Annotated in this window: 32 protein-coding genes; 25 read left to right on the forward strand and 7 right to left on the reverse strand. The window is 62.9% G+C overall.

All coding sequences use genetic code 11. The features are described from left to right. The first annotated feature begins 35 nt into the window (after positions 1-35). The 7 genes from rplB to rpsQ are packed head-to-tail and all read left to right on the forward strand — an operon-like array spanning position 36 to position 3334. On the forward strand, positions 36-875 hold the full coding sequence (rplB, locus tag RY1_RS23960; RefSeq protein ID WP_072806564.1) for a 50S ribosomal protein L2: 840 nt from the start codon (positions 36-38) through the stop codon (positions 873-875). Positions 876-888: 13 nt separating this feature from the next. Further along, on the forward strand, positions 889-1170 hold the full coding sequence (gene rpsS, locus RY1_RS23965) for a 30S ribosomal protein S19 (protein ID WP_008718309.1): 282 nt from the start codon (positions 889-891) through the stop codon (positions 1168-1170). Continuing rightward, positions 1167-1589 carry a 50S ribosomal protein L22 gene (gene rplV / locus RY1_RS23970; protein WP_072806565.1) on the forward strand — a complete coding sequence of 141 codons (423 nt, stop codon included), beginning with the start codon at positions 1167-1169 and terminating at the stop codon, positions 1587-1589. Before rpsS ends, rplV begins: the two co-directional genes overlap by 4 nt. Then, complete coding sequence (gene rpsC, locus RY1_RS23975; protein ID WP_072806566.1) at positions 1589-2395, forward strand: 30S ribosomal protein S3; 807 nt, start codon at positions 1589-1591, stop codon at positions 2393-2395. Before rplV ends, rpsC begins: the two co-directional genes overlap by 1 nt. Before the next feature lie 2 nt (positions 2396-2397). After that, the gene (gene rplP / locus RY1_RS23980) at positions 2398-2814 is read left to right on the forward strand and encodes a 50S ribosomal protein L16 (RefSeq protein ID WP_072806567.1); all 417 of its coding nucleotides are present in this window, start codon (positions 2398-2400) and stop codon (positions 2812-2814) included. Next, positions 2814-3059, forward strand: coding sequence for a 50S ribosomal protein L29 (gene rpmC / locus RY1_RS23985; protein WP_072806568.1), 246 nt, complete (start codon positions 2814-2816; stop codon positions 3057-3059). Before rplP ends, rpmC begins: the two co-directional genes overlap by 1 nt. Next, positions 3056-3334 carry a 30S ribosomal protein S17 gene (rpsQ, locus tag RY1_RS23990; protein ID WP_072806569.1) on the forward strand — a complete coding sequence of 93 codons (279 nt, stop codon included), beginning with the start codon at positions 3056-3058 and terminating at the stop codon, positions 3332-3334. The genes rpmC and rpsQ overlap by 4 nt, the downstream gene beginning before the upstream one ends. A 54-nt stretch (positions 3335-3388) precedes the next feature. On the opposite strand, the gene RY1_RS23995 is transcribed toward rpsQ, so the two are convergent. Genes RY1_RS23995 through RY1_RS24010 form a run of 4 tightly spaced genes read right to left on the reverse strand, consistent with a single transcriptional unit; the run spans position 3389 to position 9689 of the window. Next, the gene (locus tag RY1_RS23995; protein WP_139279974.1) at positions 3389-4750 is read right to left on the reverse strand and encodes an AIM24 family protein; all 1362 of its coding nucleotides are present in this window, start codon (positions 4748-4750) and stop codon (positions 3389-3391) included. Positions 4751-4762: 12 nt separating this feature from the next. After that, positions 4763-7945 carry a helicase HerA domain-containing protein gene (locus tag RY1_RS24000; RefSeq protein WP_306305359.1) on the reverse strand — a complete coding sequence of 1061 codons (3183 nt, stop codon included), beginning with the start codon at positions 7943-7945 and terminating at the stop codon, positions 4763-4765. After that, on the reverse strand, positions 7942-8616 hold the full coding sequence (locus tag RY1_RS24005; protein ID WP_245819915.1) for a hypothetical protein: 675 nt from the start codon (positions 8614-8616) through the stop codon (positions 7942-7944). The genes RY1_RS24000 and RY1_RS24005 overlap by 4 nt, the downstream gene beginning before the upstream one ends. Then, positions 8613-9689, reverse strand: coding sequence for an endonuclease domain-containing protein (locus RY1_RS24010; RefSeq protein ID WP_072806572.1), 1077 nt, complete (start codon positions 9687-9689; stop codon positions 8613-8615). The genes RY1_RS24005 and RY1_RS24010 overlap by 4 nt, the downstream gene beginning before the upstream one ends. Positions 9690-9933: 244 nt before the next feature. Here RY1_RS24010 and rplN point away from each other — a divergent pair, with 244 nt between their 5' ends. Genes rplN through RY1_RS24030 form a run of 4 tightly spaced genes read left to right on the forward strand, consistent with a single transcriptional unit; the run spans position 9934 to position 11384 of the window. Continuing rightward, a complete protein-coding gene (gene rplN / locus RY1_RS24015; RefSeq protein ID WP_008718280.1) occupies positions 9934-10302 on the forward strand; it encodes a 50S ribosomal protein L14 in 369 nt (122 codons plus the stop codon). Next, positions 10303-10620, forward strand: coding sequence for a 50S ribosomal protein L24 (rplX, locus tag RY1_RS24020; protein ID WP_032397537.1), 318 nt, complete (start codon positions 10303-10305; stop codon positions 10618-10620). Position 10621: 1 nt separating this feature from the next. Next, positions 10622-11194: a 50S ribosomal protein L5 gene (rplE, locus tag RY1_RS24025; protein ID WP_072806573.1), complete on the forward strand. Its 573-nt coding sequence runs from the start codon at positions 10622-10624 to the stop codon at positions 11192-11194. 4 nt (positions 11195-11198) lie between these two features. Further along, a complete protein-coding gene (locus RY1_RS24030; protein WP_072806574.1) occupies positions 11199-11384 on the forward strand; it encodes a type Z 30S ribosomal protein S14 in 186 nt (61 codons plus the stop codon). Between the two features lie 162 nt (positions 11385-11546). Here RY1_RS24030 and RY1_RS24035 read toward each other — a convergent pair whose 3' ends face one another. Both RY1_RS24035 and RY1_RS24040 read right to left on the reverse strand, forming a co-directional pair. Next, positions 11547-12257, reverse strand: coding sequence for a DUF6885 family protein (locus RY1_RS24035; RefSeq protein ID WP_072806575.1), 711 nt, complete (start codon positions 12255-12257; stop codon positions 11547-11549). 3 nt (positions 12258-12260) lie between these two features. Further along, positions 12261-13610 (reverse strand): type I glutamate--ammonia ligase, encoded by a 1350-nt coding sequence (locus RY1_RS24040; RefSeq protein WP_072806576.1) that lies wholly within the window; start codon positions 13608-13610, stop codon positions 12261-12263. Positions 13611-13993: 383 nt separating this feature from the next. Between RY1_RS24040 and rpsH the strand changes: the two genes are divergently transcribed. The 9 genes from rpsH to map all read left to right on the forward strand — a co-directional run bounded on the left by rpsH (position 13994) and on the right by map (position 19695). Beyond that, positions 13994-14392, forward strand: coding sequence for a 30S ribosomal protein S8 (gene rpsH / locus RY1_RS24045; RefSeq protein ID WP_072806577.1), 399 nt, complete (start codon positions 13994-13996; stop codon positions 14390-14392). Between the two features lie 14 nt (positions 14393-14406). Continuing rightward, complete coding sequence (gene rplF / locus RY1_RS24050; protein ID WP_072806578.1) at positions 14407-14946, forward strand: 50S ribosomal protein L6; 540 nt, start codon at positions 14407-14409, stop codon at positions 14944-14946. Position 14947: 1 nt separating this feature from the next. Further along, positions 14948-15361 carry a 50S ribosomal protein L18 gene (gene rplR, locus RY1_RS24055; RefSeq protein WP_072806579.1) on the forward strand — a complete coding sequence of 138 codons (414 nt, stop codon included), beginning with the start codon at positions 14948-14950 and terminating at the stop codon, positions 15359-15361. 34 nt (positions 15362-15395) lie between these two features. Beyond that, positions 15396-16064 (forward strand): 30S ribosomal protein S5, encoded by a 669-nt coding sequence (gene rpsE, locus RY1_RS24060; protein WP_072806580.1) that lies wholly within the window; start codon positions 15396-15398, stop codon positions 16062-16064. Further along, positions 16064-16243 (forward strand): 50S ribosomal protein L30, encoded by a 180-nt coding sequence (gene rpmD, locus RY1_RS24065; RefSeq protein ID WP_019663565.1) that lies wholly within the window; start codon positions 16064-16066, stop codon positions 16241-16243. The genes rpsE and rpmD overlap by 1 nt, the downstream gene beginning before the upstream one ends. A 2-nt stretch (positions 16244-16245) precedes the next feature. Then, a complete protein-coding gene (gene rplO / locus RY1_RS24070; protein ID WP_072806581.1) occupies positions 16246-16689 on the forward strand; it encodes a 50S ribosomal protein L15 in 444 nt (147 codons plus the stop codon). Between the two features lie 335 nt (positions 16690-17024). Next, entirely contained in the window at positions 17025-18347 is a 1323-nt protein-coding gene (secY, locus tag RY1_RS24075; protein ID WP_072806647.1) for a preprotein translocase subunit SecY, read from the forward strand. After that, positions 18344-18898: an adenylate kinase gene (locus RY1_RS24080; RefSeq protein WP_072806582.1), complete on the forward strand. Its 555-nt coding sequence runs from the start codon at positions 18344-18346 to the stop codon at positions 18896-18898. Before secY ends, RY1_RS24080 begins: the two co-directional genes overlap by 4 nt. Beyond that, positions 18898-19695 carry a type I methionyl aminopeptidase gene (gene map, locus RY1_RS24085; RefSeq protein WP_072806583.1) on the forward strand — a complete coding sequence of 266 codons (798 nt, stop codon included), beginning with the start codon at positions 18898-18900 and terminating at the stop codon, positions 19693-19695. Before RY1_RS24080 ends, map begins: the two co-directional genes overlap by 1 nt. Before the next feature lie 363 nt (positions 19696-20058). Here map and dtd read toward each other — a convergent pair whose 3' ends face one another. Further along, positions 20059-20496: a D-aminoacyl-tRNA deacylase gene (gene dtd / locus RY1_RS24090; protein ID WP_072806584.1), complete on the reverse strand. Its 438-nt coding sequence runs from the start codon at positions 20494-20496 to the stop codon at positions 20059-20061. A 223-nt stretch (positions 20497-20719) separates the two neighbouring features. On the opposite strand from dtd, the gene infA reads away from it, so the two are divergent. The 5 genes from infA (at position 20720) to rpsD (ending at position 22787) form a co-directional block, all read left to right on the forward strand. Then, entirely contained in the window at positions 20720-20941 is a 222-nt protein-coding gene (gene infA / locus RY1_RS24095; protein WP_005140011.1) for a translation initiation factor IF-1, read from the forward strand. 108 nt (positions 20942-21049) lie between these two features. After that, positions 21050-21163, forward strand: coding sequence for a 50S ribosomal protein L36 (gene rpmJ / locus RY1_RS24100; protein ID WP_025347279.1), 114 nt, complete (start codon positions 21050-21052; stop codon positions 21161-21163). Positions 21164-21372: 209 nt separating this feature from the next. After that, positions 21373-21747 (forward strand): 30S ribosomal protein S13, encoded by a 375-nt coding sequence (rpsM, locus tag RY1_RS24105; RefSeq protein WP_072806585.1) that lies wholly within the window; start codon positions 21373-21375, stop codon positions 21745-21747. Continuing rightward, positions 21747-22160, forward strand: coding sequence for a 30S ribosomal protein S11 (rpsK, locus tag RY1_RS24110; RefSeq protein ID WP_008718225.1), 414 nt, complete (start codon positions 21747-21749; stop codon positions 22158-22160). The genes rpsM and rpsK overlap by 1 nt, the downstream gene beginning before the upstream one ends. 21 nt (positions 22161-22181) lie before the next feature. Next, positions 22182-22787 carry a 30S ribosomal protein S4 gene (rpsD, locus tag RY1_RS24115; RefSeq protein ID WP_072806586.1) on the forward strand — a complete coding sequence of 202 codons (606 nt, stop codon included), beginning with the start codon at positions 22182-22184 and terminating at the stop codon, positions 22785-22787. Positions 22788-22846: the final 59 nt, after the last annotated feature.

Genomic DNA, 22846 nt, shown 5'->3' on the forward strand with positions numbered 1-22846 from the left:
CTGGGACTCTTCGGATATAGAGGACGAGAAGACTCATGGCAATCCGTAAGTACAAGCCGACCACTCCGGGCCGCCGCGGCTCCAGTGTCTCCGATTTCGCGGAGATCACTCGCAGCACGCCCGAGAAGTCGCTGGTTCGCCCCCTGCACGGTCGCGGTGGACGTAACGCACACGGTCGTATCACCACTCGGCACAAGGGTGGCGGACACAAGCGCGCGTACCGTCTGATCGATTTCCGTCGCAACGACAAGGACGGCGTGCCGGCCAAGGTCGCTCACATCGAGTACGACCCCAACCGCACAGCCAACATCGCTCTGCTGCACTTCGCGGACGGTGAGAAGCGCTACATCGTTGCTCCCAAGGGCATCGCCCAGGGATCGCCGATCGAGCAGGGCGCAGGCGCCGACATCAAGCCGGGCAACAACCTGCCTCTCCGCAACATCCCGACGGGTACGACCATCCACGCGGTCGAGCTTCGTCCGGGTGGCGGCGCCAAGATGGCACGTTCCGCCGGCGCGAGCATTCAGCTCCTCGGCAAGGAAGGCGCCTACGCCACGCTGCGTATGCCTTCCGGTGAAATCCGTCGCGTCGACGTGCGCTGCCGCGCAACCGTCGGCGAGGTCGGCAACGCCGAGCAGTCGAACATCAACTGGGGCAAGGCCGGCCGTATGCGTTGGAAGGGCAAGCGCCCGACCGTCCGTGGTGTCGTCATGAACCCGGTCGACCACCCGCATGGTGGCGGTGAGGGCAAGACCTCCGGTGGTCGCCACCCGGTCAGCCCGTGGGGACAGGCCGAAGGCCGTACCCGCAGTAAGAAGAAGGCGAGCGACAAGCTCATTGTCCGTCGTCGCCGTACCGGCAAGAACAAGCGCTAGGAGGGAGTTCAGAATGCCACGCAGCCTGAAGAAAGGCCCGTTCGTAGACGATCACCTCCTCGCGAAGGTCGACGTCCAGAACGACAAGGGAACCAAGCAGGTCATCAAGACCTGGTCCCGTCGCTCGACAATTCTCCCCGACTTCATCGGTCACACCTTCGCCGTCCATGACGGTCGCAAGCACGTGCCGGTGTTCGTGTCCGACTCGATGGTCGGCCACAAGCTCGGAGAGTTCGCACCGACCCGTACGTTCAAGGGTCACATCAAGGACGACCGGAAGGCGAAGAGGCGATGAGCAAGACCGAAACCGCCGCGAACCCGACGGCAAAGGCCGTTGCGAAGCACGTCCGCGTCACGCCGATGAAGGCACGTCGTGTCGTCGATCTGGTTCGCGGGCGCTCCGTCGAGGACGCGCTCAACATCCTGAAGTTCGCGCCGCAGGCGGCAAGCGAGCCGGTCGCCAAGGTGATCGCTTCCGCAGCAGCCAACGCCGAGAACAACCTGGATCTCGACCCCAGCACGCTGATCGTGGCCACTGCATTCGTGGACGAGGGCGCAACCCTCAAGCGATTCCAGCCGCGCGCTCAGGGCCGGGCATTCCGGATTCGCAAGCGCACGAGCCACATCACGGTGATCGTCGAGAGCCTGCCCAAGACCGGTGGAACAAGCCGTAACCGCCGTAAGGGCCAGGCGTCCAAGGAAGGGGCTCAGTAGTGGGTCAGAAAATCAACCCGCACGGCTTCCGCTTGGGTATCACCACTGACTGGAAGTCGCGCTGGTACGCAGACAAGCAGTACTCGGAGTACGTCAAGGAAGACGTCGCGATCCGTAAGCTCCTCGCCACCGGCATGGAGCGCGCAGGAATCGCGAAGGTCGAGATCGAGCGCACTCGTGACCGTGTTCGCGTGGACATCCACACGGCACGTCCGGGCATCGTCATCGGTCGTCGTGGCGCCGAGGCCGACCGTATCCGCGGAGCACTCGAGAAGCTGACCGGCAAGCAGGTCCAGCTCAACATCCTCGAGGTCAAGAACGCCGAGTCCGAAGCTCAGCTCGTGGCTCAGGGTGTTGCCGAGCAGCTCAGCAACCGCGTCGCTTTCCGTCGCGCTATGCGTAAGGCCATCCAGTCGGCCATGCGTCAGCCGAACGTCAAGGGCATCCGCGTTCAGTGCTCCGGTCGTCTCGGTGGCGCTGAAATGTCTCGCTCGGAGTTCTACCGCGAGGGACGCGTTCCCCTGCACACGCTCCGCGCAGACATCGACTACGGCCTGTACGAGGCCAAGACCACCTTCGGCCGTATCGGCGTGAAGGTCTGGATCTACAAGGGCGACATCGTCGGTGGCAAGCGCGAGCTCGCCGCTGCAGCTCCAGCCGCAGGCGGCGCTGATCGTCCGCGTCGCGAGCGTCCGTCCCGTCCGCGTCGCTCCGGTGCCTCGGGCACCACGGCGACCAGCACCGAGGCCGGCCGCGCAGCATCCGCAGAGGCTCCGGCCTCGACCGAGCCGAATCAGGAGGGCTGACGATGTTGATCCCACGCCGGGTCAAGCACCGCAAGCAGCACCACCCGCGGCGTTCGGGTGCCGCCAAGGGCGGAACCGCTGTGACGTTCGGTGAGTACGGCATTCAGGCTCTCGAGCCCGCCTACATCACCAACCGTCAGATCGAGGCCGCTCGTATCGCGATCACTCGCCACATCAAGCGTGGTGGCAAGGTCTGGATCAACATCTTCCCGGACCGCCCCCTCACCAAGAAGCCTGCCGAGACCCGCATGGGTTCCGGTAAGGGTTCGCCCGAGTGGTGGATTGCGAACGTCAAGCCGGGGCGGGTGCTCTTCGAGCTCTCCTACCCGGACGACACCGTTGCGCGCGAGGCACTGACTCGCGCCATCCACAAGCTGCCCATCAAGGCACGCATTATCACCCGGGAGGAGCAGTTCTGATGGCTACCGGAACCCCAGCCGCAGAGCTCCGTGAGCTCACCGGTGAAGAATTGGTCAACAAGCTGCGCGAGTCGAAGGAAGAGCTCTTCAACCTTCGCTTCCAGATGGCGACCGGACAGTTGGACAACAACCGTCGCCTGCGCGTAGTACGCCACGAGATTGCTCGTATCTACACGGTGCTGCGTGAGCGCGAGCTCGGTCTGGCCACCGGTCCTGCCGAGGACACTGCAGGTGACGCGGCATGAGCGAGGAAAAGACTGTGACTGAAACACGCAACAACCGCAAGATTCGGATCGGCTACGTCGTATCCGACAAGATGGAGAAGACGATCGTGGTCGAGCTGGAAGACAGGGTCAAGCACCCTCTCTACAGCAAGGTCATCCGTCGCACCACCAAGGTCAAGGCTCATGACGAGAACGGTGTCGCCGGCGTCGGCGACCGCGTTCAGCTCATGGAGACTCGTCCGCTGTCCGCCACGAAGCACTGGCGACTGGTCGAGGTCCTCGAAAAGGCCAAGTAGTACCTGCTGAAAAGAGCCCGCTCCCGTTCTCGGGGGCGGGCTTTTTCGTGTCCGCTACCGTCCGAGCAATCCGCCCAGAGCGCCGCCGACGCCTGCTTGCTCGCCGCTTCCCGATCCACCGATGATGCCGCCGGGAGGCTGTTCGGACGGCTGCACCACGACGAACCCTTGCCCGACGAACTCGAGCGTGAACCTTTCGCCCGTACTGCGCCCCATCAACGTGCCGAGACCGAAGGAATCGTTCTTCTTCACTCGTGTGGACAGGCCGGACGACCAGGCCACCGCGGCCTGTGGGTCGGCGAACGTCGGTTGATCGACGTTCAGCACCACCGGAATGCCGTCGGTGGTGATAGCGATCCGACCACGACCGGAGAACACACAGTTGAAGAAGCCTGCGTTGCCCCCCGATGCCGCGCCCTGGACTCTCTTGACGTCATAACTCAGCGACGAGTCGAAGGCCAGGACGTTCGCACCGTTGATGGTCAGGCCGTCGGAGCCGTCGAGGTCGATGAGGTGGACGTCCTGGGCAGCGTTGGCGAGGAACAGGTCACCGCGACCGGTCACCTTCATCAGCGGAACGCCTTCACCCGAGAGAGCTTGCCGCACTGCCCGGCCGAAGCCGCCGGATCCCTTGGCTTCGAAATGCAGATCTCCCTGATATGCGACCATCGAGCCCGCACGCGCCATGATCTCGCCGTTCATCCCGACCTTGCACATCTTGCTGCCCTGCTTCTGAATCCCGGAGCCGGGGACTTCTGCGTGGGCAGGCGCGAACAGTTCGCTCTTCATGGGGAGATGTCCTTCCGACACTGGGGCTGTGGAGACGACGTTCGGGGGAGTGGAATGGTGTGTCGAGGTCGAGGTCGAGGTCGAGGTCGAGGTCGAGGTCGGTGGAGACGAGTCCTCGTCGTCGTCGATGTCGATGCCGAAGGCCGTTGCCAGTCCGGCCAATCCGTCGATGTATCCCTGTCCGACGGCTCGGATCTTCCAGACGTCCGCGCGACGGTAGATCTCGAGGCACACGAGAGCGTTCTCGCTGCCGAGTGCATGTGCGGCATAGCTCGCGTACTCATCTCCGGTCGCGTCGACGACGGTGGTGACGACAGGGCCTGCCGCGGCGAACGTCGATGGGCCGGTGCCGTCGAGTGATGCGGTGATGGCCACGGTCTCGACGTCGGACGGAATCCGCGCCGGTTCGATCGCGATCGTGTGACCGCCCGGATCGCGGCGGTACTCGACGCCCGGTCCCGCGGGCTGGTTGTAGAAGATCAGGTCGGAGTCGGAGCGGACCTTGCCGTCACGGCCCAGGAGCAGGGCGGACACGTCGACAGGGACTGTGCTGGCGAGCGTGACCGTCATATTCGGCGTCGGGGCGTGGCAATTCTCCCCACGGGCGAGGGTCTTCACTCGACCCAGTGTGCCAGTCAGCTATGTCCGGGCTAGAGCGATCACTTCCTCTTCGGTCGGAGGGCTCTTCGGGTGGTATGACAAGCAGAGCCGCGTCTTGGTGCGTACAAAAGTCGATTCCTCGACCGCGGTGTAGAACTCACCAGCTCGAAGCTTGCCGATGTCAGGAACTGTTCCGCCCTTCACTCGGGCGACTTCCTTGGCTGCTTCGATCTGGACCGGCGCATTGAGTCGGCCGTAGAACTGCGTCGCGCAGTTGCCGGGAATCTTGTTGTTGAGCCCCTTCGGAGCTTGCGTCGCGAACACCATGCCGAGGCCGTACTTCCTGGCCTGGGACACCAGTGCCAGCGTGCTGTGCAGGCAGATGGTCGTTCGATCTGACGGCGCGAAGTTTTGTGCCTCGTCGAGCACGAAGAGTCCACCCAGCGGCTTGTCCCCTGCAGGGTTCTTCTTGATCCACGCGAACAGAGCCATCTGAAGCTGGTTGACGAAGTTCTCCTTTTGAGACGCGGTGGTCAAGCCCGACATGTTGATCACCGAGATCCGTGCACCTTTGCCCGGACTCGGAGTGAGCAGCATCCCGGGATCGGCTGACGCGCCTGCACCACCGAACAAAGGGTCCGTCGTCGTCGATGCTTTGAGGTTCTCAGCCAGGTCTGCGGCGATCTTCACCCCGTTCTTCAGAGTGCTTGCGTCCTCGGGGAAGTTCTCGAGTAGGTCGATGAAGTCATCGAGGCTGCCCCCCTGTGAGCGTCGTCCGAAGTCGACAAGTGCTTGCCGCAGAACCGCCATCATCTGACGACCCTTGGCTGTGCGCCCGATTGCCATCGCCTGCGGCGCAAGCGAAGCCAGCGCGCTCTCGACAGCCGAGTCGAATTCGTCGGGATCGTCGATGACCTCTGCGAAGTTCGGCAACGGCTGGAAGCTCAGCGGCCTGCCTGCGTTTCGGCGCGGAGTCCACACCACGACCTCGCTGCCCGCAAAGTAGTTGCGAGCTTTCGCCTCGTCCCCGTCGGCCCACGTTCGTTCGCCCTTCGGCCACTCGATACCCAAGCGCGAGAGGTCGTTGTTGGGATCGAGCACTATGGCCGACACGCCTTTCAAGGCGCATTCTTCGAGAAGTCGACGAATGAGAACCGTCTTGCCCGAGCCCGATCCGGCGAAGATCGCTGTGTGCTTTCGCAGGGTCTCGAGTTCAACACTCACCTCCGCCCCACCGCTCGCCGAAGTGCCAAGCGGAATTGCTGTATCCGACAGTGTAAGTGGGGGCACAGACGTAGTTGGCTTTGCGGGCTCGGGCTCGGGCTCGGTCGTCTCGATCGCGTTCGCAGGGAACAGGCCGGGCTCGGTGGTCGGCGGCCGGGGCGCTGTGTATTCGGTAGCGCCGGTCGTGTTGGGCAGTACCTCACTGAACAGCGCGACTCCGTGTGCAGGTCTGCGTGCGACGAGCCACTCCTGCAGGTTTTCGTCCTTCTCGTCCCTCATGGTCCGAAGCGCGTACAACGTTCGGAGATCGTTCTCGCCGAATTCGACGACGACTCCACCGGCGTCTTCGAACGCCTCCACGGTCTTGGCCGTCTTCGGCCCACCAGGCCACGGAGTATTTCTCAGAATCACCAAGCGGCGCTTTGCAGTTCCTTGAGTCAAACCGGCCGCGGTACAGGCTTTCTGGATGCGGTTCTGTACAGCGATTGGGTTCGACGCTGCGATCGCCCGGAACCCCCAGTGCTCCTGATCATCGGTGATGTCGTCGAGAATCCGTCTGATTCGGCCGTGCAGGGCCGGTTTTCGGCCAGGATCGGCGTCGCGCGTGAACTTCAGTTCGACGACGCCTGCCTCGGCGATCCAGGCGTCCAGTCCGGCGCCGATGATCGTCGGAACCTCGTCGTCCTCGTCGTCTGCATCGAGTGCGGCCAGGTCGGCTTCTGCTTTGAGTTCCTCGAATCTGGCGTCGAGTTTCGCGAAGTCGGGCGGGTTGACGATGGGCGGTTTGCCGTTTTCACCCTTATCGTGAACCTTCCCCAAATCGGTGAGCTCCGTGATCTTGTTCACGCGCAAGCAGGATTGAATATGGTCGTTGACTGCCCTGAGGAGTGTCCGAGGGTTGTACGTGATGACGTCGTCGAAAGCCTGAGGCGCGATCGGCCACGTCGGGTGTGGAGGCGTAAAGCCTGCCTCGGCGTACTGAGCTGCGAAACGTTTGGAGACGATCTCGACGCCGATCTCCCTGGTCGGAATCTGGCTGAGCGACTCCTTGACCGGGTAGCGGTCCTTGACCGACTCGACGGTGTTGTCGGCGATGAAGGTCCACGCTGCCGGAAGACAGGAGACAACCGGCACCGTGCTCACGAGGTTCTCGCGTAAACCCATGAGTCCGTGCGCAATGCTGTCCAGACGAGTGCCTTGCTCGGGTGTGAAAGTGCCGGCGTCGCCGTCGGTCTGCTGACGGGACTGAGCGATCAGGGTGTCGATCTGGTCCACCGCGACGATGGTCGGGGCACTGAGCGACAGCAACCACGAAATGTCCTTGGCGACCTGCTGCGAGGTCAGCACTGCGTTCGGGAGTCCCCAGTACGTGCGCTGCTGGTGGTCGAGCGCGTCGTTCGACCGCAGGAACGCGTCGCCGAGGTCTTGGAGGTCGAAGTCTGCGCTGGCCGCCAAGACGAGAGCCCGAAGAATGTGCCGGGCTTCCTTGAGTTTCGGGTATTTGCGACGCAGCGACTCGATGAACTGCGTGATCAGCTCCGGTGACACCGTCCGCTCACCTTGTAGCGCACGACATTCCACTCTGCCCAGACCTGCCAACGTCCCGAGGTCCCACAGAAGCTTCTCGAGCTGGCTGTCGAAGTTCGGCGTCGGACGCTCGAGATCGGTCAGGATCCCGTGCAGCACCGAGTCCCAGAACGCTTTCTCGTCGAGCAGTTCAATCAGGAAGAAGTAACCGCCGCGCTGCTGGACGCGTTCACGAATCTGACCGAGCATGTGAGTCTTGCCTGATCCGGCGGCACCCTGGATCACGACGCCGAGGGGCTTGGAGACCGGCCGGGTACGCGCGCTGTCGAACGACTTGATCACACTGTCGACGGCTGCTTCGTTTATTCCGTCGACATGCAGTTCATTTGTGCGCCAAACATCGTCGGGCGTCGGCGCCCACGTCAGTTGAATCGAGGACAGTGCCTCGTGTTCCGCAGAAGTCATGGTCATTTGAATTCCACATTGTGTCGGTTCTGGCCGCCGATATGCAGTGCAGCAGAACGATCCTCGTCGGTCAGGGTCTTTTGGTTCGCCTCGGGGATGAGATTTATTTTCTGTGCGCGGTAGAGCGAGCTCAGTACCTCATCGACTGCGCTGCGATCCAGGTCGGACAGTTCGGCCCGAAGACGCGTCAGCGATACGAACGACTTCGCGTCTCTCGCCAGACGGCTGTGCGCGGACCGAATGCGTGTTTCGACGTCGATCGGAGCCGCGACCACGTCGGGCTTTTCGGTGGCCACGGGCTTGTCCACGACCGCGGCTGGCATCTCCGGCGCGGTAGGCAGGAAGACTTCGTTCGGCTCGATCCCGACGCGATCGAAATATCGGCGCATGGCGCGGAGGAGGGTGTACAGCGCCTTGCCACCGGTGTTACTCGCCCGCGGTGGAGTCTCCGCTCCGAACTCCTCGCTGCCGCGAGCCCACCCAGCATCTGTCAGTTCGAGTACGTTGCCTCGGCCAACCTTTTCCACACGAATCAATCCGGCACTTTCCAACTTGGTGCGCGACTTCTGCGCTAGCGCAGATCCGAGGTCGGGAAGCTCGGCCAACCGCACAGATCGAGATTCCGCCATGAGCACGAGCAGTGTGGTCCGTTCGACGAATGTCAGATCGGTAGTCACGGGTGGTGTCCTTCTTTCGTGGCGGTGAGGGTGTTCGACGTCAGAGAGCGGATCGAACGGTGTTGCCGGAGAGCGGCTTCTATCTCGTCGATAACTTGCCATATGTTCGCCAACACGCGATCGTTCGGAATGCGGAGAACGTAGAACCCAAGATCCCGAAGGAACTCGTCGCGCCTCTGGTCGCGCGCGCGACGCCACGCCGAGAAGTGCTCGTGACCGTCGAGCTCGACGATGAACATGTCGTCCAGCCATGCGATGTCGAGGAAGTACTTCTGTGCGATCGGGCTGTACTGAAACGGGTGATTCAGGCGGCGGCCAGCTGCCCATCCACGCTTCGACAGTTCGTTCTCGACGAATCTCTCGACGGCGCTGCCCGGATGGGGCCTCCCCGCGACTGCCTGGTATTCGAGGGTCGTTTCGCGCCGTGGGTGTGGTGCGGTGTCCTCGACCTCCTGGAGGTAATCGGGCAGCGTGACGCGCACGACCGCCACTCGCTCCACGACTCGAACTGGGTTGTCGACAAGCCAGACGGCGAACCCGCGGGCCGCAAGCCAATCCGAAGCCGAAGCGAGTGCGTACTGCTGAGCAGCGGTCAGCTCGTGCGTGTCGACCAGCAGGGCAACTTTGTCTTTCTGCCAGCTGGCGCCGAGTACACGTGCAAGGCCCTCGGCCACCTCGGCATCGGAGAAACGTCGGCGGCGTTCAGTCGGATCGCCGGAGAGTGAACGCTCCGCGAGATCGGATAGGAATGGACCGTAGTGCGTGCTTCGTGCGGCAAGCTTCCGGGCGTGTATTCGAATCGCTGCGTAATCGAGTGAGCTATGGCCGCTCACCGTCGCGGCTTCCGGAAGCCAGGCCGGAAACAGTTCAATCGCAGCCTGGGTAAGCGCGCCGAGAACCTGGTCGATCACCTGCGACTGCAGGGTCGAAGGTTGGACTTGGACGCGGATTACCGCCGGTCCATTGGCAGCCAGATCATCGAGTGCCACAGCGATCGCGTCGCCAGGTGCTCCGACGAGACACACCGCGCGGTCGAGTGGAAGCGGCCAATCGTCGACGTGGGCTACCTTCATGCCACCGTCATGATGGTCGAGTGAGGTTTCACGCGCAAAACCTTACCGGTGGTTCGTTTCTTCGCGCGCGCCAAGCGTGTACACAACTACCAGGGGCGATTTGGATTCCACCTGTCCCGTCCCCTACACTTGACCGGTTGCCTGTGGCAGCGGTGTGCCTCTGTGCGCCCGCGCTGTGGCAGCCGACCGCGCGCGTCGGGACGGAAATCCGCCGCGTATGCACATCCAGGTCTAGGAGAAGTTAGTGATTCAGCAGGAGTCGCGAGTACGCGTTGCTGATAACACGGGCGCGAAGGAAATCCTTTGCATCCGCGTTCTCGGTGGCTCGTCACGTCGCTACGCCGGAATCGGCGACATCATCGTAGCTACGGTGAAAGATGCCATTCCCGGTGGAAACATCAAGAAGGGTGAGGTCGTCAAGGCCGTCATCGTCCGCACAGTCAAGGAGCGTCGCCGTCCGGATGGCTCGTACATCCGCTTCGACGAGAACGCAGCCGTGCTGATCAAGCCGGACAACGATCCCCGTGGAACTCGCATCTTCGGCCCGGTCGGCCGTGAGCTCCGCGAGAAGAAGTTCATGAAGATCGTCTCGCTCGCCCCGGAGGTGCTGTAAATGAAGGTGCACAAGGGCGACACCGTTCTCGTGATCGCGGGCAAGGACAAGGGCGCCAAGGGCAAGGTCATTCAGGCCTACCCCGCTGACTCCAAGGTCCTCGTCGAGGGCGTGAACCGCATCAAGAAGCACACCGCGGTCTCCGCGAACCAGCGTGGCGCCTCCTCCGGCGGCATCGTGACGCAGGAAGCCCCGATCCACGTATCGAACGTCGCAGTCGTCGACTCGGACGGAAACCCCACTCGCGTGGGCTACCGGACCGACGAGGAGACCGGCAAGCGCGTTCGTGTTTCCCGGAAGAACGGGAAGGACATCTGAGATGACTACCACTGAGAACACGGCAGGCGTACAGCCTCGCCTCAAGGCGCGCTACCGCGCCGAGATCAAAGACGCCCTGAACACCGAGTTTGCATACGAGAACGTCATGCAGATCCCCGGCGTCGTCAAGGTCGTCGTCAACATGGGCGTCGGCGACGCCGCCCGTGACGCGAAGCTGATCAACGGCGCAGTTGCGGACCTCGCAGCGATCACCGGCCAGAAGCCGGAGATCCGCAAGGCTCGCAAGTCCATCGCGCAGTTCAAGCTTCGTGAAGGAATGCCCATCGGCGCACGCGTCACGCTTCGCGGCGACCGTATGTGGGAGTTCCTGGACCGCCTGACCTCCATTGCCCTTCCCCGAATCAGGGACTTCCGTGGCCTCTCCGGCACGCAGTTCGACGGTAACGGCAACTACACGTTCGGCCTCAACGAGCAGTCGATGTTCCACGAGATCGACGTGGACAAGATCGATCGTCCGCGCGGCATGGACATCACTGTGGTGACCACCGCTACCAACAACGAAGAAGGCCGCGCGCTGCTCAAGCACCTCGGCTTCCCGTTCAAGGAGAACTGAGTCCATGGCGAAGAAGGCATTGGTCAACAAGGCCAACAAGAAGCCGAAGTTCGCAGTGCGTGGCTACACGCGTTGCAACCGCTGCGGCCGTCCCCACTCCGTGTTCCGCAAGTTCGGCCTGTGCCGTATCTGCGTTCGCGAAATGGCGCACCGCGGAGAACTCCCCGGCGTTCGCAAGAGCTCCTGGTGATTCGAGGCCTCCGGGCCTCGTAGAACCACACCGACGGGTGTGGGTTCCGAAAGGAACCCACACCCGTTTTGTTGTATCCGGGCAACGCCTACCGAAGATGCGGGTCCGCGCGTACTTTCACATCGCGGCGCGAGGCCGCAGATCGCCGCGGCAGGTTGAACCTCACGTCGACCACACTTCGGTGCGTAGTCCGAGATCGCCGGCCAGGTCGAGCGCAGCACCGTGTTCCAGCGTCGGCACCAGTAGCAGTAAGCCGCGTCCACCGTCGGCACTCATGGCCTCGGCGAGAGCATTCGATCCCACCAGACGGCAGCCCGCAGGCAAGCCCGCGACGCCGAGTTCGGCGTAGGTGTCCGCCACGGCGACGTCTCCGGTCGTCTGGTCGAATGCCCACAGCACGACGAAATGCCCGACGTCCCAGTCGGACTCGACGATCGGGCCGGTCCGCACGTTGGCCAGCAACGCGAATTCGATCGTCCGATCGAGAAGCTCACCGAGCAGCCGTCGTAGATCGATCACACCCGGCCGGGCAACCGGAATCACCGATACGCGGTGCTCGGTGAGGGTCTCGATCCCGGCTGCGAGCCGTGCCGCATCGGTTCCGGCCTCCTCCGGTGTGCCTGCGATCGGCAGGACGTTCCAACCGTCACGAGTGACCGGAACGCGCGGCGGCCGTGCCCGTGGAATGTCGCCGGGCCACAGCGTCGACCCCGAAGCGAGCGCCAGCGCGGTGACCGTCGGAATGCCGTCGTCGAGAATTCCGGCCAACGCGACCGAAGCGGAGAACGGGCCGCACAACTGATCGGGTTGGGGGAGTGCTACTGCCTGCGCAGCCAAAACTCGTGCAGCCCCGGGGAATTCGGTCAGAGTCACGCGTCAGTAGATCCAGCGCAAGGACTCGAGTACTTCGTGGGCCGTGTGTTCGGACGCCCACGCGGCGTCTGCGTCGCGGACGGCGACGAAAGCACCGAGCAACTCGTCACCGAGCACGGTACGCACCAGGGCACTGGCGAGAAGGTGAGCGCGCTGCTCCTGGTGTGTCGTGGCCAGCGCGGTGACACCTGCAGATTCCCGTCGAGCATCGTCCCAGGAGCCCACGTCCTCCTGAATGGGCTCGGGCAACGCCGCCTTGTCGGCGATGCCTTTCAGGCCCGCGGCGATCGTGACCGCCAACGCGAGGTACGGATTGGCCGACGCGTCGGACGCCTTCAATTCCACGTTCGTGTGTTCGGTTCCGAGCAGGGGGGAGGAAGGCACGAGCCGGACCGCTGCTTCCCGGTTCTCGACGCCCCAGAACGCGTACGCCCCGGCCCAGAATCCTGGCCGGCGGCGAAGCAGCGAACCGGTGCTCGGCGCTGTGACTGCGACGATCCCGGGCAGCTCGCGTACGAGGCCTGCGATGTAGCTGCGTCCCACGTCGGACAAGCCATGCTCGTCGTCACCGGTGAGGGCATTGCGGCCGTCGCGACTCAACGACGTATGCAGGTGCCAACCGTTGCCGGCGTTCGCCAGGCTCGGCACGGGAGCGAAACTGGCCCGCAATCCGTGCGCTCGCGCGGCGGCATGAATGGTCTGTCGAGCAAGGACCTGAGCGTCGGCCGCCGCGAGGGGATCGAGGGGGCTCAATGCGATCTCGAGCTGAGAGCCTCCGTACTCGGCGTGCAGCTGGCCGATGGGAATGCCGTTGGCGGCCAGATCGCGCAGCAACTGCACAGTGAACTCGTCGATGTCGCGGAGAGCGTTCGCGGAATACGCGGGTCCGCGGTGCGCAGGGGAGCCGTCGGATTCACGGCTGAGGACCACCTCGATCTCGAAACCGGCCCTCACGTCGAACCCGGCATCTGCGGCCGCCGCGATCTGTCGCTCGAGAACGCTTCGCGTGTCGTACGGCCAGGGCGTGCCGTCGGCCGAGATCTGGCGGCCGTGCGCCCAGGCGATTCCCGGTTGGCCTGCCAGCGGTGTCACTCCGCGCACAGCGTCGACGACGGGAACGAGTCGCACATCACCTGACGGCGTCGACAGGCCGTCGTGCGCGAAGGTGATGCCATCGTGTGAGTCGAAGACCGCGAACACCGCGGTGATCCCGACGCCCCTCCGAGCGGCCGCCTCCAGCTCGGCGACGGGGACGGTGCGTGAGCGGACGATGCCGTTGTTGTCCACCCATCCGATGGTCACCCCGACAATGCCACCTTCGGACAGAACGGTCACGAGTGCGGGATCGATCATGCCGAGAAAGTATCGGAGAACGCGATCACGTGGGGATCGAACGGTTCCCGTAGCAGGTGCAATTTGGAGATTGCACACCGGTTGCCTACACTTATGCGGTTGCCCGGGCTTCGTCGTGCCTGCACACGAGTCCTTGCACCATATACGCAACCTCGGGTTCTCCGTACGCGGAAAAGAACACGCGGAAGCTCGTAACACCTGGCAGTGCAGCGATGCATTGCTTGGAGCGCAACCCCTGACCGGCAACAGTCGGTCAGGACATGTTCACTTCGTTGTAGGCCCACGATGTGACGAACCAGGCCCATGGGTGTTCCAACAACCCAGGGCACCAGTTCGCACGTGCTGCATGGGAACCGCTGCGAGAAAGGTGCACAGGTCACACCATGACGATGACCGATCCAATTGCAGACTTCTTGACACGTCTGCGCAACGCCAACTCGGCGTACCACGACGAGGTGAAGCTTCCGCACTCGAAGCTGAAGGCGAACATCGCCGAGATCCTCAAGCGTGAGGGCTACATCGCTGATTTCCGTACCGAAGACGCCGAGGTGGGCAAGACCCTCATCGTCGATCTCAAATACGGACCCAGCCGCGAGCGCAGCCTCGCAGGCGTGCGTCGTATCTCGAAGCCCGGCCTTCGTGTATACGCAAAATCCACCAATCTGCCCAAGGTTCTCGGCGGCCTGGGCGTGGCGATCATTTCCACGTCCACCGGTTTGCTCACGGAGCGTCAGGCGGCCAAGCAGGGTGTGGGCGGAGAAGTCCTCGCCTACGTCTGGTAGGGGAGGCCACCACCATGTCACGTATTGGAAAATTGCCGGTCGCGGTCCCCGCGGGCGTCGACATCACGATCGACGGCCAGAATGTCGCGGTCAAGGGCCCCAAGGGTGCTCTCAGCCTGACGATTGCCGAACCCATCCAGATCGCACGCTCGGAGGACGGCACGCTCGCCGTCACCCGTCCGGACGACGAGCGCCGTAGTCGCTCGCTGCATGGTCTCTCGCGCACTCTCGTCGCCAACCTCATCACCGGTGTCACCAACGGTTACACCACCAAGATGGAGATCCACGGCGTCGGTTACCGCGTTGTCCTCAAGGGCCGCGACCTCGAGTTCGCTCTCGGGTACAGCCACCCCGTGCTGATCGAGGCACCGGAGGGCATCACGTTCACGGTCGAGTCGCCGACGCGATTCACCATCACCGGTATCGACAAGCAGGCGGTCGGTCAGATCGCTGCCAACATCCGTCGTCTGCGACGCCCCGACCCGTACAAGGGCAAGGGCATCCGCTACGAGGGTGAAGTTATCCGCCGCAAGGTCGGAAAGACGGGTAAGTGATATGAGCCAGCAAACAGCAGACAAGTCGAAGGTAGACCGCAGGCCACGCGGCACCGATGTCTCGACGAAGCGTCGCCTGTCGAAGGCACGCCGCCATTTCCGCCTTCGCAAGAAGATCTCCGGAACGCCCGAGCGTCCTCGCTTGGTCGTCAATCGTTCCGCGCGACACATCCACGTTCAGCTCGTCGACGACCTTGCAGGCCACACGCTTGCCAGTGCATCGACGATCGAAGCCGACGTGCGCGCACTCGACGGAGACAAGAAGGCTCAGAGCGCAAAGGTCGGCGAGCTCATCGCCAGCCGCGCGAAGGCCGCTGGAATCGACGCGGTCGTCTTCGACCGTGGCGGCAACAGCTACAGCGGCCGCATCGCGGCTCTGGCAGAAGCAGCTCGCGAAGGCGGGTTGACATTCTGATGATGACTTTTACTGACAACGGAAGGACAGCCTGATGCCGGGACGTCAACGGCGTGACGGCGGAAGCGGCCCCGCCGGACAGAACAGTGGACCGAATGCAGGCGGTGACAACAACCAGCGCGGAGACAACCGCGGTGGTCGTGACCGTCGTGACAACTCGCGCGGCGGAAACGCAGCCGAGAAGTCGAACTTCATCGAGCGCGTCGTCGCCATCAACCGCGTCTCCAAGGTCGTCAAGGGTGGTCGTCGCTTCAGCTTCACCGCCCTCGTGATCGTCGGAGACGGCAACGGCTTGGTCGGCGTCGGCTACGGCAAGGCCAAAGAGGTTCCCGCGGCCATCCAGAAGGGTGTCGAGGAGGCTCGCAAGAGCTTCTTCCGCGTCCCGATGATCGGCGGCACCATCACGCACCCCATCCAGGGTGAAGCAGCAGCAGGCATCGTCATGCTCCGTCCGGCCAGCGCCGGTACCGGTGTCATCGCCGGTGGTGCTGTTCGCGCCGTGCTGGAGTGCGCTGGAATCCACGACGTGCTGTCGAAGTCGCTCGGTAGCGACAACGCCATCAACGTCGTCCACGCAACGGTCGCCGCCCTCAAGGGTCTGCAGCGTCCCGAGGAAGTTGCGGCTCGCCGCGGCCTCACCCTCGAAGAGGTTGCTCCCGCAGGAATGCTCCGTGCGCGTGCACAGGCAGGAGCGGTGAAGTAATGGCACAGCTGAAGGTCACTCAGATCAAGAGCACCATCGGTCAGAAATCGAACCAGCGGGACAGCCTGCGGACTCTCGGGCTCAAGGGCATCCGTCAGTCCGTCGTCCGTGAGGACACCCCGCAGACCCGAGGTCTGGTCAACGTTGTGCGCCACCTCGTAACTGTTGAGGAGGTCTAACCATGACCATCAAATTGCACCACCTGCGTCCCGCACCCGGATCCAAGTCGGCGAAGATTCGCGTCGGCCGCGGTGAAGGCGGCAAGCGCGGCAAGACCGCAGGTCGCGGTACCAAGGGAACCGGCGCGCGCAAGAACGTGCCGGCACGCTTCGAGGGTGGCCAGATGCCCCTTCACATGCGTCTCCCGAAGCTCAAGGGATTCACCAATCCCAACCGTGTCGTCTTCCAGGTCGTCAACCTGCGCGACATCGAGCGTCTGTTCCCCGAGGGTGGCCAGATCAGCATTGCTGACCTGATCGCCAAGGGCGCAGTGCGTAAGAACGAGCCTGTCAAGGTGCTCGGCGACGGCAAGATCTCGGTCAAGGTCGAGATCTCCGCCAACAAGTTCACCGGCTCCGCCAAGGAAAAGATCGCCGCTGCCGGCGGTTCTGCAACCGAGGTATAGCCGTCTTCGGCACCGCGCCCGAGTGGCTCGGGGCCGAGCGAGCAGATCGTGTGTCGATGGCCGCAGCTTCAAGCCTTTTCAGGCTCACGCTGCGGCCATCGTTGCTTCACCGCCGTTGACGGTAGCCTTCGCTCGGGAGTAGCGATCACGACCAATCGGGCAGTCCGACGACTGACCGACAGCCGGTTTGTTACGCACTGTTAGAGTTCTAGAGTTCGGAACATTGCTTTTCATGTGGGCGATCCATGTCGTCCGCAGTCCATGATCGAGTGTCGGCCGAGCCTCACGGGTTCGACGAACACTTCGATGCCAACGCAGTCGTGCCAGGAGGATCTTTGCTTTCCGCCTTCGTGTCGGCCCTCAGGACTCCTGACCTGAGACGGAAGATCCTTTTCACCCTCGGGCTGGTGGCCTTGTACCGCTTCGGCGCTACGCTCCCATCTCCCGGTGTGGATTACGCCAATGTCAGGGCGTGCATCGATCAGGTCTCCGGTGGCGACCAGGCCGGGATCTACTCGCTGATCAACCTGTTCTCCGGTGGCGCACTGCTACAGCTATCCGTGTTCGCGATCGGCATCATGCCGTACATCACGGCCAGCATTATCGTGCAGCTGCTGACCGTCGTCATTCCCAAGTTCGAGGAACTCCGCAAGGAGGGCCAGTCGGGCCAGGCGAAGATGACGCAGTACACCCGGTACCTGTCGATCGCCTTGGCAATCCTGCAGGCGACAGGCCTGGTGGCGCTCGCTTCGCGTGGTCAGCTGTTGCAGGGATGCCAGCAGGACATCATCGCCGACCAGTCGATCTTCGGTTTGGTCATCATCGTGCTCGTCATGACCGCAGGTGCAGCCGTCGTCATGTGGTTCGGTGAGGTCATCACCGAACGCGGCGTCGGCAACGGCATGTCACTGCTGATCTTCGCGGGCATCGCCTCTCGTATTCCGTCCGAGGGCAAGTCGATCCTCGACAGCCGCGGAGGATTGGTCTTCGGTCTCGTGTGTGTGGCCGCGTTCCTGATCATCGCCGGTGTCGTGTTCGTCGAGCAGGGCCAGCGTCGAATCCCCGTCCAGTACGCCAAGCGCATGGTGGGTCGAAAGATGTACGGCGGCTCTTCGACGTACCTTCCGCTGAAGGTCAACCAGGCGGGCGTCATCCCGGTGATCTTCGCGTCTTCTCTCCTCTATCTCCCGAACTTGATCGCCCAGCTCACATCCGCGAGTACCGCGACGGATCCGAGCTGGTGGCAGCGAATCATCAACGAGTATCTGGTGAATCCGGCGAACCCGGTCTACATCGCCATCTACTTCGGCCTCATCGTCTTCTTCACTTACTTCTACGTCGCCATCACCTTCAATCCGGAGGAACGCGCCGACGAGATGAAGAAGTTCGGTGGGTTCATTCCCGGCATTCGACCGGGCAGGCCGACCGCCGATTATCTGAATTACGTGCTCAGCCGCATCACCTTGCCGGGCGCGATCTATCTGGGCACCATCGCCGTGCTGCCCAACCTGTTCCTCGATATCGGTAGCTCCGGTGGCGCGCAGAATCTGCCGTTCGGTGGCACCGCCGTGCTGATCATGGTCAGCGTCGGCCTCGATACCGTCAAGCAGATCGAAAGCCAGCTGATGCAGCGCAACTACGAAGGGTTCCTCAAGTGAGACTTGTTCTTCTTGGTCCTCCCGGTGCCGGTAAGGGCACCCAAGCGACGATCCTGTCGGAGAAACTGGGCGTTCCCCACATCTCCACCGGTGATCTGTTCCGCGCGAACATCGGCGAGAAGACCCCGCTCGGCATCGAGGCGAAGAAGTACCTCGACGCAGGCGACCTGGTACCGAGCGAGCTGACCGTGGACATGGTCCGCAGCCGGCTCGCCGAGCCCGACGCAGTCAACGGTTTCCTCCTCGACGGATTCCCGCGCTCGGTCGGCCAGGCCGAATCGCTTGTGGGGATTCTCGATGACCTCGGTGCCAAGCTGGATGCCGTCCTCTCCTTCATCGTGGACGAGGACATCGTCGTCGAGCGGATGCTCTCCCGTGGACGCGCGGACGACAAGGAAGATGTCATTCGCAACCGTCTCAAGGTCTACCGAGACGAAACTGCACCTCTGCTCGATTACTACTCCGACAAGATCGTCACCGTAGATGCAATCGGTGAGGTCGAGGAAGTCAGTGCTCGCGCGCTCGAAGCGATCGAGGGTCTCGACAAGTAATGGGTTTCGGTCGCAAGCGCAAAGTAGTGCCGTTCCGCAGCTCCGGTGAGCTCGATGCCATGGCTGCTGCCGGTGCTGTCGTCGGGGCCGCTCTGGTCGCTGTGCGCGACGCGGCCAAACCAGGTGTATCCACTCTCGAACTGGACCGCGTGGCCGAGGCGGTGATCCGGGATGCAGGCGCGGTCCCGTCCTTCCTCGGCTACCACGGATTCACGGGGAGCATCTGCTCCTCCGTGAACGACCGTGTGGTCCACGGAATCCCCTCTGCGACAGACATTCTGGTGGTGGGCGATCTCATCTCCATCGACTGCGGCGCAATCCTCGAAGGGTGGCACGGCGACTCGGCGTGGACCTTCGGCGTCGGTGACATCATCGAGGCCGACGCGCTACTGAGCGAAGCGACGCGGCTGTCGATGGAGGCAGGTATCGCGGCGATGATCGCAGGCAACCGGCTGACCGACGTCTCGCACGCGATCGAGAACGGGACGCATGCCGCCGAGAAGGCGCACGGTCGCAAGTACGGCATCGTCGACGGCTACGGCGGACACGGAATCGGCCGCGAGATGCACATGGAACCATTCCTCGCGAACGAAGGCGCTCCGGGTAAGGGTCCGGAACTCGTCGTCGGGTCCACCCTCGCTATCGAACCGATGCTGACTCTCGGAACGTACGAGACCGAGGTCCTCGACGACGACTGGACCGTCGTCACGACCGACGGATCGCGCTCGGCGCACTGGGAACACACCGTCGCCGTCACCGAGGACGGTCCACGAATCCTGACACTGCGTCCGCGGTAGTGCGTTCGCGGCACTGTGGTGACTGGATGTCGCCTTCGCTCAGTCCAATGTGACCGAATGTCGCCTTCGCTCACTGCAGGGTGATCGAATGTCGCCTTCGCTCACTCTGAGTGACTGGATGTCGCCTTCGCGCACTTCGGGGTGACTGAATGTGACATTCGCTCACGCCGGGGTGACTGGATGTCGCCCTCGCTCACTCTGAGTGACTGGATGTCGCCTTCGCGCACTCCGGGGTGACTGAATGTGACATTCGCTCCCCCCGGGGTGAGCAAAGGTGACATTCGCTCCCCCCGGGGTGAGCAAAGGTGACATTCGCTCCCCCCGGGGTGAGCAAAGGTGACATTCGCTCCGTGGAGCGCGGGTTCACAACTCCAGCGATACGGTTACCGGCCCGTCGCCCACGAGGGCCAGGTGCATGTGTGCGCCGAATCGGCCGGTGTCAACGGTGGCGCCGAGGATACGAAGGCGGTCGACGACGCCGTCGACGAGTGGTTCGGCAGCCGAACCCGGGGCCGCCTGATTCCACGACGGACGCCTCCCCTTCGCGGTGTTGGCGTACAGCGTGAACTGACTGATCACCAGCAGGGGAGCGCCGACGTCGGAGGCCGATTTCTCGTCGTCGAGTATCCGCATGTTCCACACCTTGTCGGCAAGAGCGATGCTGTGTTCGAGAGTGTCGGTATGCGTCACACCCACGAGTACCACGAGTCCCTGCTGGCCGACGCTGAGGTCGAGTGAGCCGATTACGGTGCCCTCGACCTGGACCGATGCCGAAATCACTCGCTGAACCAGTGCGCGCATGTTCGTAGTGTGCCATCAGTGCTCAGGGCGTATTTGGCCTGGTGAGACTTTGCCGGTAACATAGGTCGACGGTGCGCTATGCGTGCCGGTTGTTCGCATGCCTGCGCAAGCCGGTCCTCGTTCATCCGGTGACTTCGCTGACTTCTGGTCGGTGGCCAGTGCGCATCACGGTAACGCAAAACAGATGCAATCAACCAGGTGTTAAGCCAGGGACGCGGAGGATATGGCTAAGAAAGACGGTGCCATCGAGGTCGAGGGCCGGGTTGTCGAGCCCCTGCCCAATGCGATGTTTCGCATTGAGCTGGAGAACGGACACAAGGTACTCGCACACATCAGTGGAAAGATGCGCCAGCACTACATTCGTATCCTCCCCGAGGATCGCGTCGTAGTGGAGCTCTCTCCGTACGACCTCACGCGTGGGCGCATCGTTTACCGCTACAAGTAAGAGCTTCTCCGGCCACGTCCGGTCGGAGAGAACCATGCTCGTGAAGTGCCGACATTCGCGTCAGAACGAAGGTCGGCACGGGCGAGCTACACACAGGAGATCAACGACGTGAAGGTTCAGCCGAGCGTCAAGAAGATCTGCGAGAAGTGCAAGGTGATTCGTCGTAACGGGCGAGTCATGGTCATCTGCGACAACCTGCGTCACAAGCAGCGTCAGGGATAACCACCGAGCAATCGCAGTTCTGCTTGGCACATAGCTAGAAGAAGACCTCCCAGCACCAACCACGACATACGCGTCGTGGCACACCCCCGGCACGGAGGCCGGGGCCCCACTGAGTTTTAGGAAACTTCGTTCACGCGAACGTTTCCAGCAGTACAGAGGCACAGGGGACGGACTGGGAGCAGACCTCCGCACATGAATAGGAATGCCACATGGCACGTCTCGCAGGTGTGGATCTCCCGCGCGAAAAGCGCATGGAGATCGCACTGACTTACATCTACGGCGTCGGCCGTACCCGCTCCAAGGAAATCCTCGTCGCAACCGGCGTCAGCCCGGATCTGCGCAGCAAGGATCTGTCCGACGAAGATCTGACGAAGCTTCGCGAGTACATCGAGGAGTCCCTCAAGGTCGAGGGCGACCTGCGCCGCGAGGTTCAGGCCGACATCCGTCGCAAGATCGAAATCGGTTGCTACCAGGGCCTTCGCCACCGTCGTGGTTTGCCCGTCCGTGGACAGCGAACCAAGACCAATGCGCGCACCCGTAAGGGCCCGAAGCGCACCATTGCCGGCAAGAAGAAGGCGAAGTAATGCCCCCTAAAGCACGCGGTACCGGTCCGAAGAAGGCGCAGAAGACGCGTCGCAGGGACAAGAAGAACGTCCCGCACGGATCTGCGCACATCAAGAGCACGTTCAACAACACGATCGTGTCGATCACCGACCCCGCAGGCAACGTCATCTCCTGGGCGTCCTCGGGCCACGTTGGCTTCAAGGGCTCGCGTAAGTCGACTCCGTTCGCCGCACAGCTTGCAGCAGAAAGCGCTGCTCGCAAGGCGCAGGAGCACGGCGTCAAGAAGGTCGACGTCTTCGTCAAGGGTCCCGGCTCCGGCCGTGAGACCGCTATTCGCTCGCTTCAGGCTGCTGGCCTCGAGGTCGGCACCATCTCCGATGTCACCCCCCAGCCGCACAACGGTTGCCGTCCGCCGAAGCGGCGTCGGGTCTAGCGGGAAGGAAAGGTTTAGAAAATGGCACGTTATACCGGTCCTATCACCCGCAAGTCGCGTCGTCTGCGCGTCGACCTCGTCGGAGGAGACCAGGCGTTCGAGCGTCGTCCCTACCCGCCCGGCCAGCACGGCCGCGCGCGGATCAAGGAGAGCGAGTACCTGCTCCAGCTTCAGGAGAAGCAGAAGGCTCGCTTCACCTACGGCGTCATGGAGAAGCAGTTCCGTCTGTACTACAAGGAAGCCAACAGCCGCCCCGGCAAGACCGGTGAGAACCTGTTGACGATCCTCGAGACTCGTCTCGACAACGTGGTCTACCGTGCCGGACTGGCACGCACGCGTCGTCAGGCACGTCAGCTGGTCACACACGGCCACTTCCTCGTGAACAACAAGCGAGTGGACATCCCCAGCTACCGCGTCTCGCAGTACGACATCATCGATGTCCGCGAGAAGTCCGCTCAGACGCTTCCGATCCAGATCGCGCGCGAGAGCTACGGCGATCGTCCCGTTGCCGCATGGCTTCAGGTCGTCCCGGGTCGTCTGCGGATCCTCGTTCACCGGGTACCGGAGCGCGCACAGATCGATGTGCCACTCCAGGAGCAGCTCATCGTCGAGTACTACTCGAAGTAAGGCGCAGAGCGCATGTGAGTTCCACATCGGACCTCACATGCGCACTCGCCTCCACACGT

The organism is Rhodococcus yunnanensis NBRC 103083, from assembly GCF_001895005.1.
Classification (GTDB): Bacteria; Actinomycetota; Actinomycetes; order Mycobacteriales; family Mycobacteriaceae; genus Rhodococcoides; species Rhodococcoides yunnanense.

Bases quoted from the DNA above. Each gene is read 5' to 3' on its own strand.
- rpmD (WP_019663565.1), top strand. From the start codon at position 16,064: ATGGCACAGCTGAAGGTCACTCAGATCAAGAGCACCATCGGTCAGAAA.
- rplE (WP_072806573.1), top strand. From the start codon at position 10,622: ATGACTACCACTGAGAACACGGCAGGCGTACAGCCTCGCCTCAAGGCG.
- RY1_RS24000 (WP_306305359.1), bottom strand. From the start codon at position 7,945: ATGACCATGACTTCTGCGGAACACGAGGCACTGTCCTCGATTCAACTG.
- rplB (WP_072806564.1), top strand. From the start codon at position 36: ATGGCAATCCGTAAGTACAAGCCGACCACTCCGGGCCGCCGCGGCTCC.
- RY1_RS24010 (WP_072806572.1), bottom strand. From the start codon at position 9,689: ATGAAGGTAGCCCACGTCGACGATTGGCCGCTTCCACTCGACCGCGCG.
- rplX (WP_032397537.1), top strand. From the start codon at position 10,303: ATGAAGGTGCACAAGGGCGACACCGTTCTCGTGATCGCGGGCAAGGAC.
- dtd (WP_072806584.1), bottom strand. From the start codon at position 20,496: ATGCGCGCACTGGTTCAGCGAGTGATTTCGGCATCGGTCCAGGTCGAG.
- rpmC (WP_072806568.1), top strand. From the start codon at position 2,814: ATGGCTACCGGAACCCCAGCCGCAGAGCTCCGTGAGCTCACCGGTGAA.
- rpsE (WP_072806580.1), top strand. From the start codon at position 15,396: ATGCCGGGACGTCAACGGCGTGACGGCGGAAGCGGCCCCGCCGGACAG.
- rplO (WP_072806581.1), top strand. From the start codon at position 16,246: ATGACCATCAAATTGCACCACCTGCGTCCCGCACCCGGATCCAAGTCG.
- rplV (WP_072806565.1), top strand. From the start codon at position 1,167: ATGAGCAAGACCGAAACCGCCGCGAACCCGACGGCAAAGGCCGTTGCG.
- RY1_RS24030 (WP_072806574.1), top strand. From the start codon at position 11,199: ATGGCGAAGAAGGCATTGGTCAACAAGGCCAACAAGAAGCCGAAGTTC.
- rpsD (WP_072806586.1), top strand. From the start codon at position 22,182: ATGGCACGTTATACCGGTCCTATCACCCGCAAGTCGCGTCGTCTGCGC.
- RY1_RS24040 (WP_072806576.1), bottom strand. From the start codon at position 13,610: ATGATCGATCCCGCACTCGTGACCGTTCTGTCCGAAGGTGGCATTGTC.
- rpsM (WP_072806585.1), top strand. From the start codon at position 21,373: ATGGCACGTCTCGCAGGTGTGGATCTCCCGCGCGAAAAGCGCATGGAG.
- rpsS (WP_008718309.1), top strand. From the start codon at position 889: ATGCCACGCAGCCTGAAGAAAGGCCCGTTCGTAGACGATCACCTCCTC.
- rplF (WP_072806578.1), top strand. From the start codon at position 14,407: ATGTCACGTATTGGAAAATTGCCGGTCGCGGTCCCCGCGGGCGTCGAC.
- rpsK (WP_008718225.1), top strand. From the start codon at position 21,747: ATGCCCCCTAAAGCACGCGGTACCGGTCCGAAGAAGGCGCAGAAGACG.
- rpsQ (WP_072806569.1), top strand. From the start codon at position 3,056: ATGAGCGAGGAAAAGACTGTGACTGAAACACGCAACAACCGCAAGATT.
- map (WP_072806583.1), top strand. From the start codon at position 18,898: ATGGGTTTCGGTCGCAAGCGCAAAGTAGTGCCGTTCCGCAGCTCCGGT.
- rplP (WP_072806567.1), top strand. From the start codon at position 2,398: ATGTTGATCCCACGCCGGGTCAAGCACCGCAAGCAGCACCACCCGCGG.
- rplR (WP_072806579.1), top strand. From the start codon at position 14,948: ATGAGCCAGCAAACAGCAGACAAGTCGAAGGTAGACCGCAGGCCACGC.
- rpsH (WP_072806577.1), top strand. From the start codon at position 13,994: ATGACGATGACCGATCCAATTGCAGACTTCTTGACACGTCTGCGCAAC.
- infA (WP_005140011.1), top strand. From the start codon at position 20,720: ATGGCTAAGAAAGACGGTGCCATCGAGGTCGAGGGCCGGGTTGTCGAG.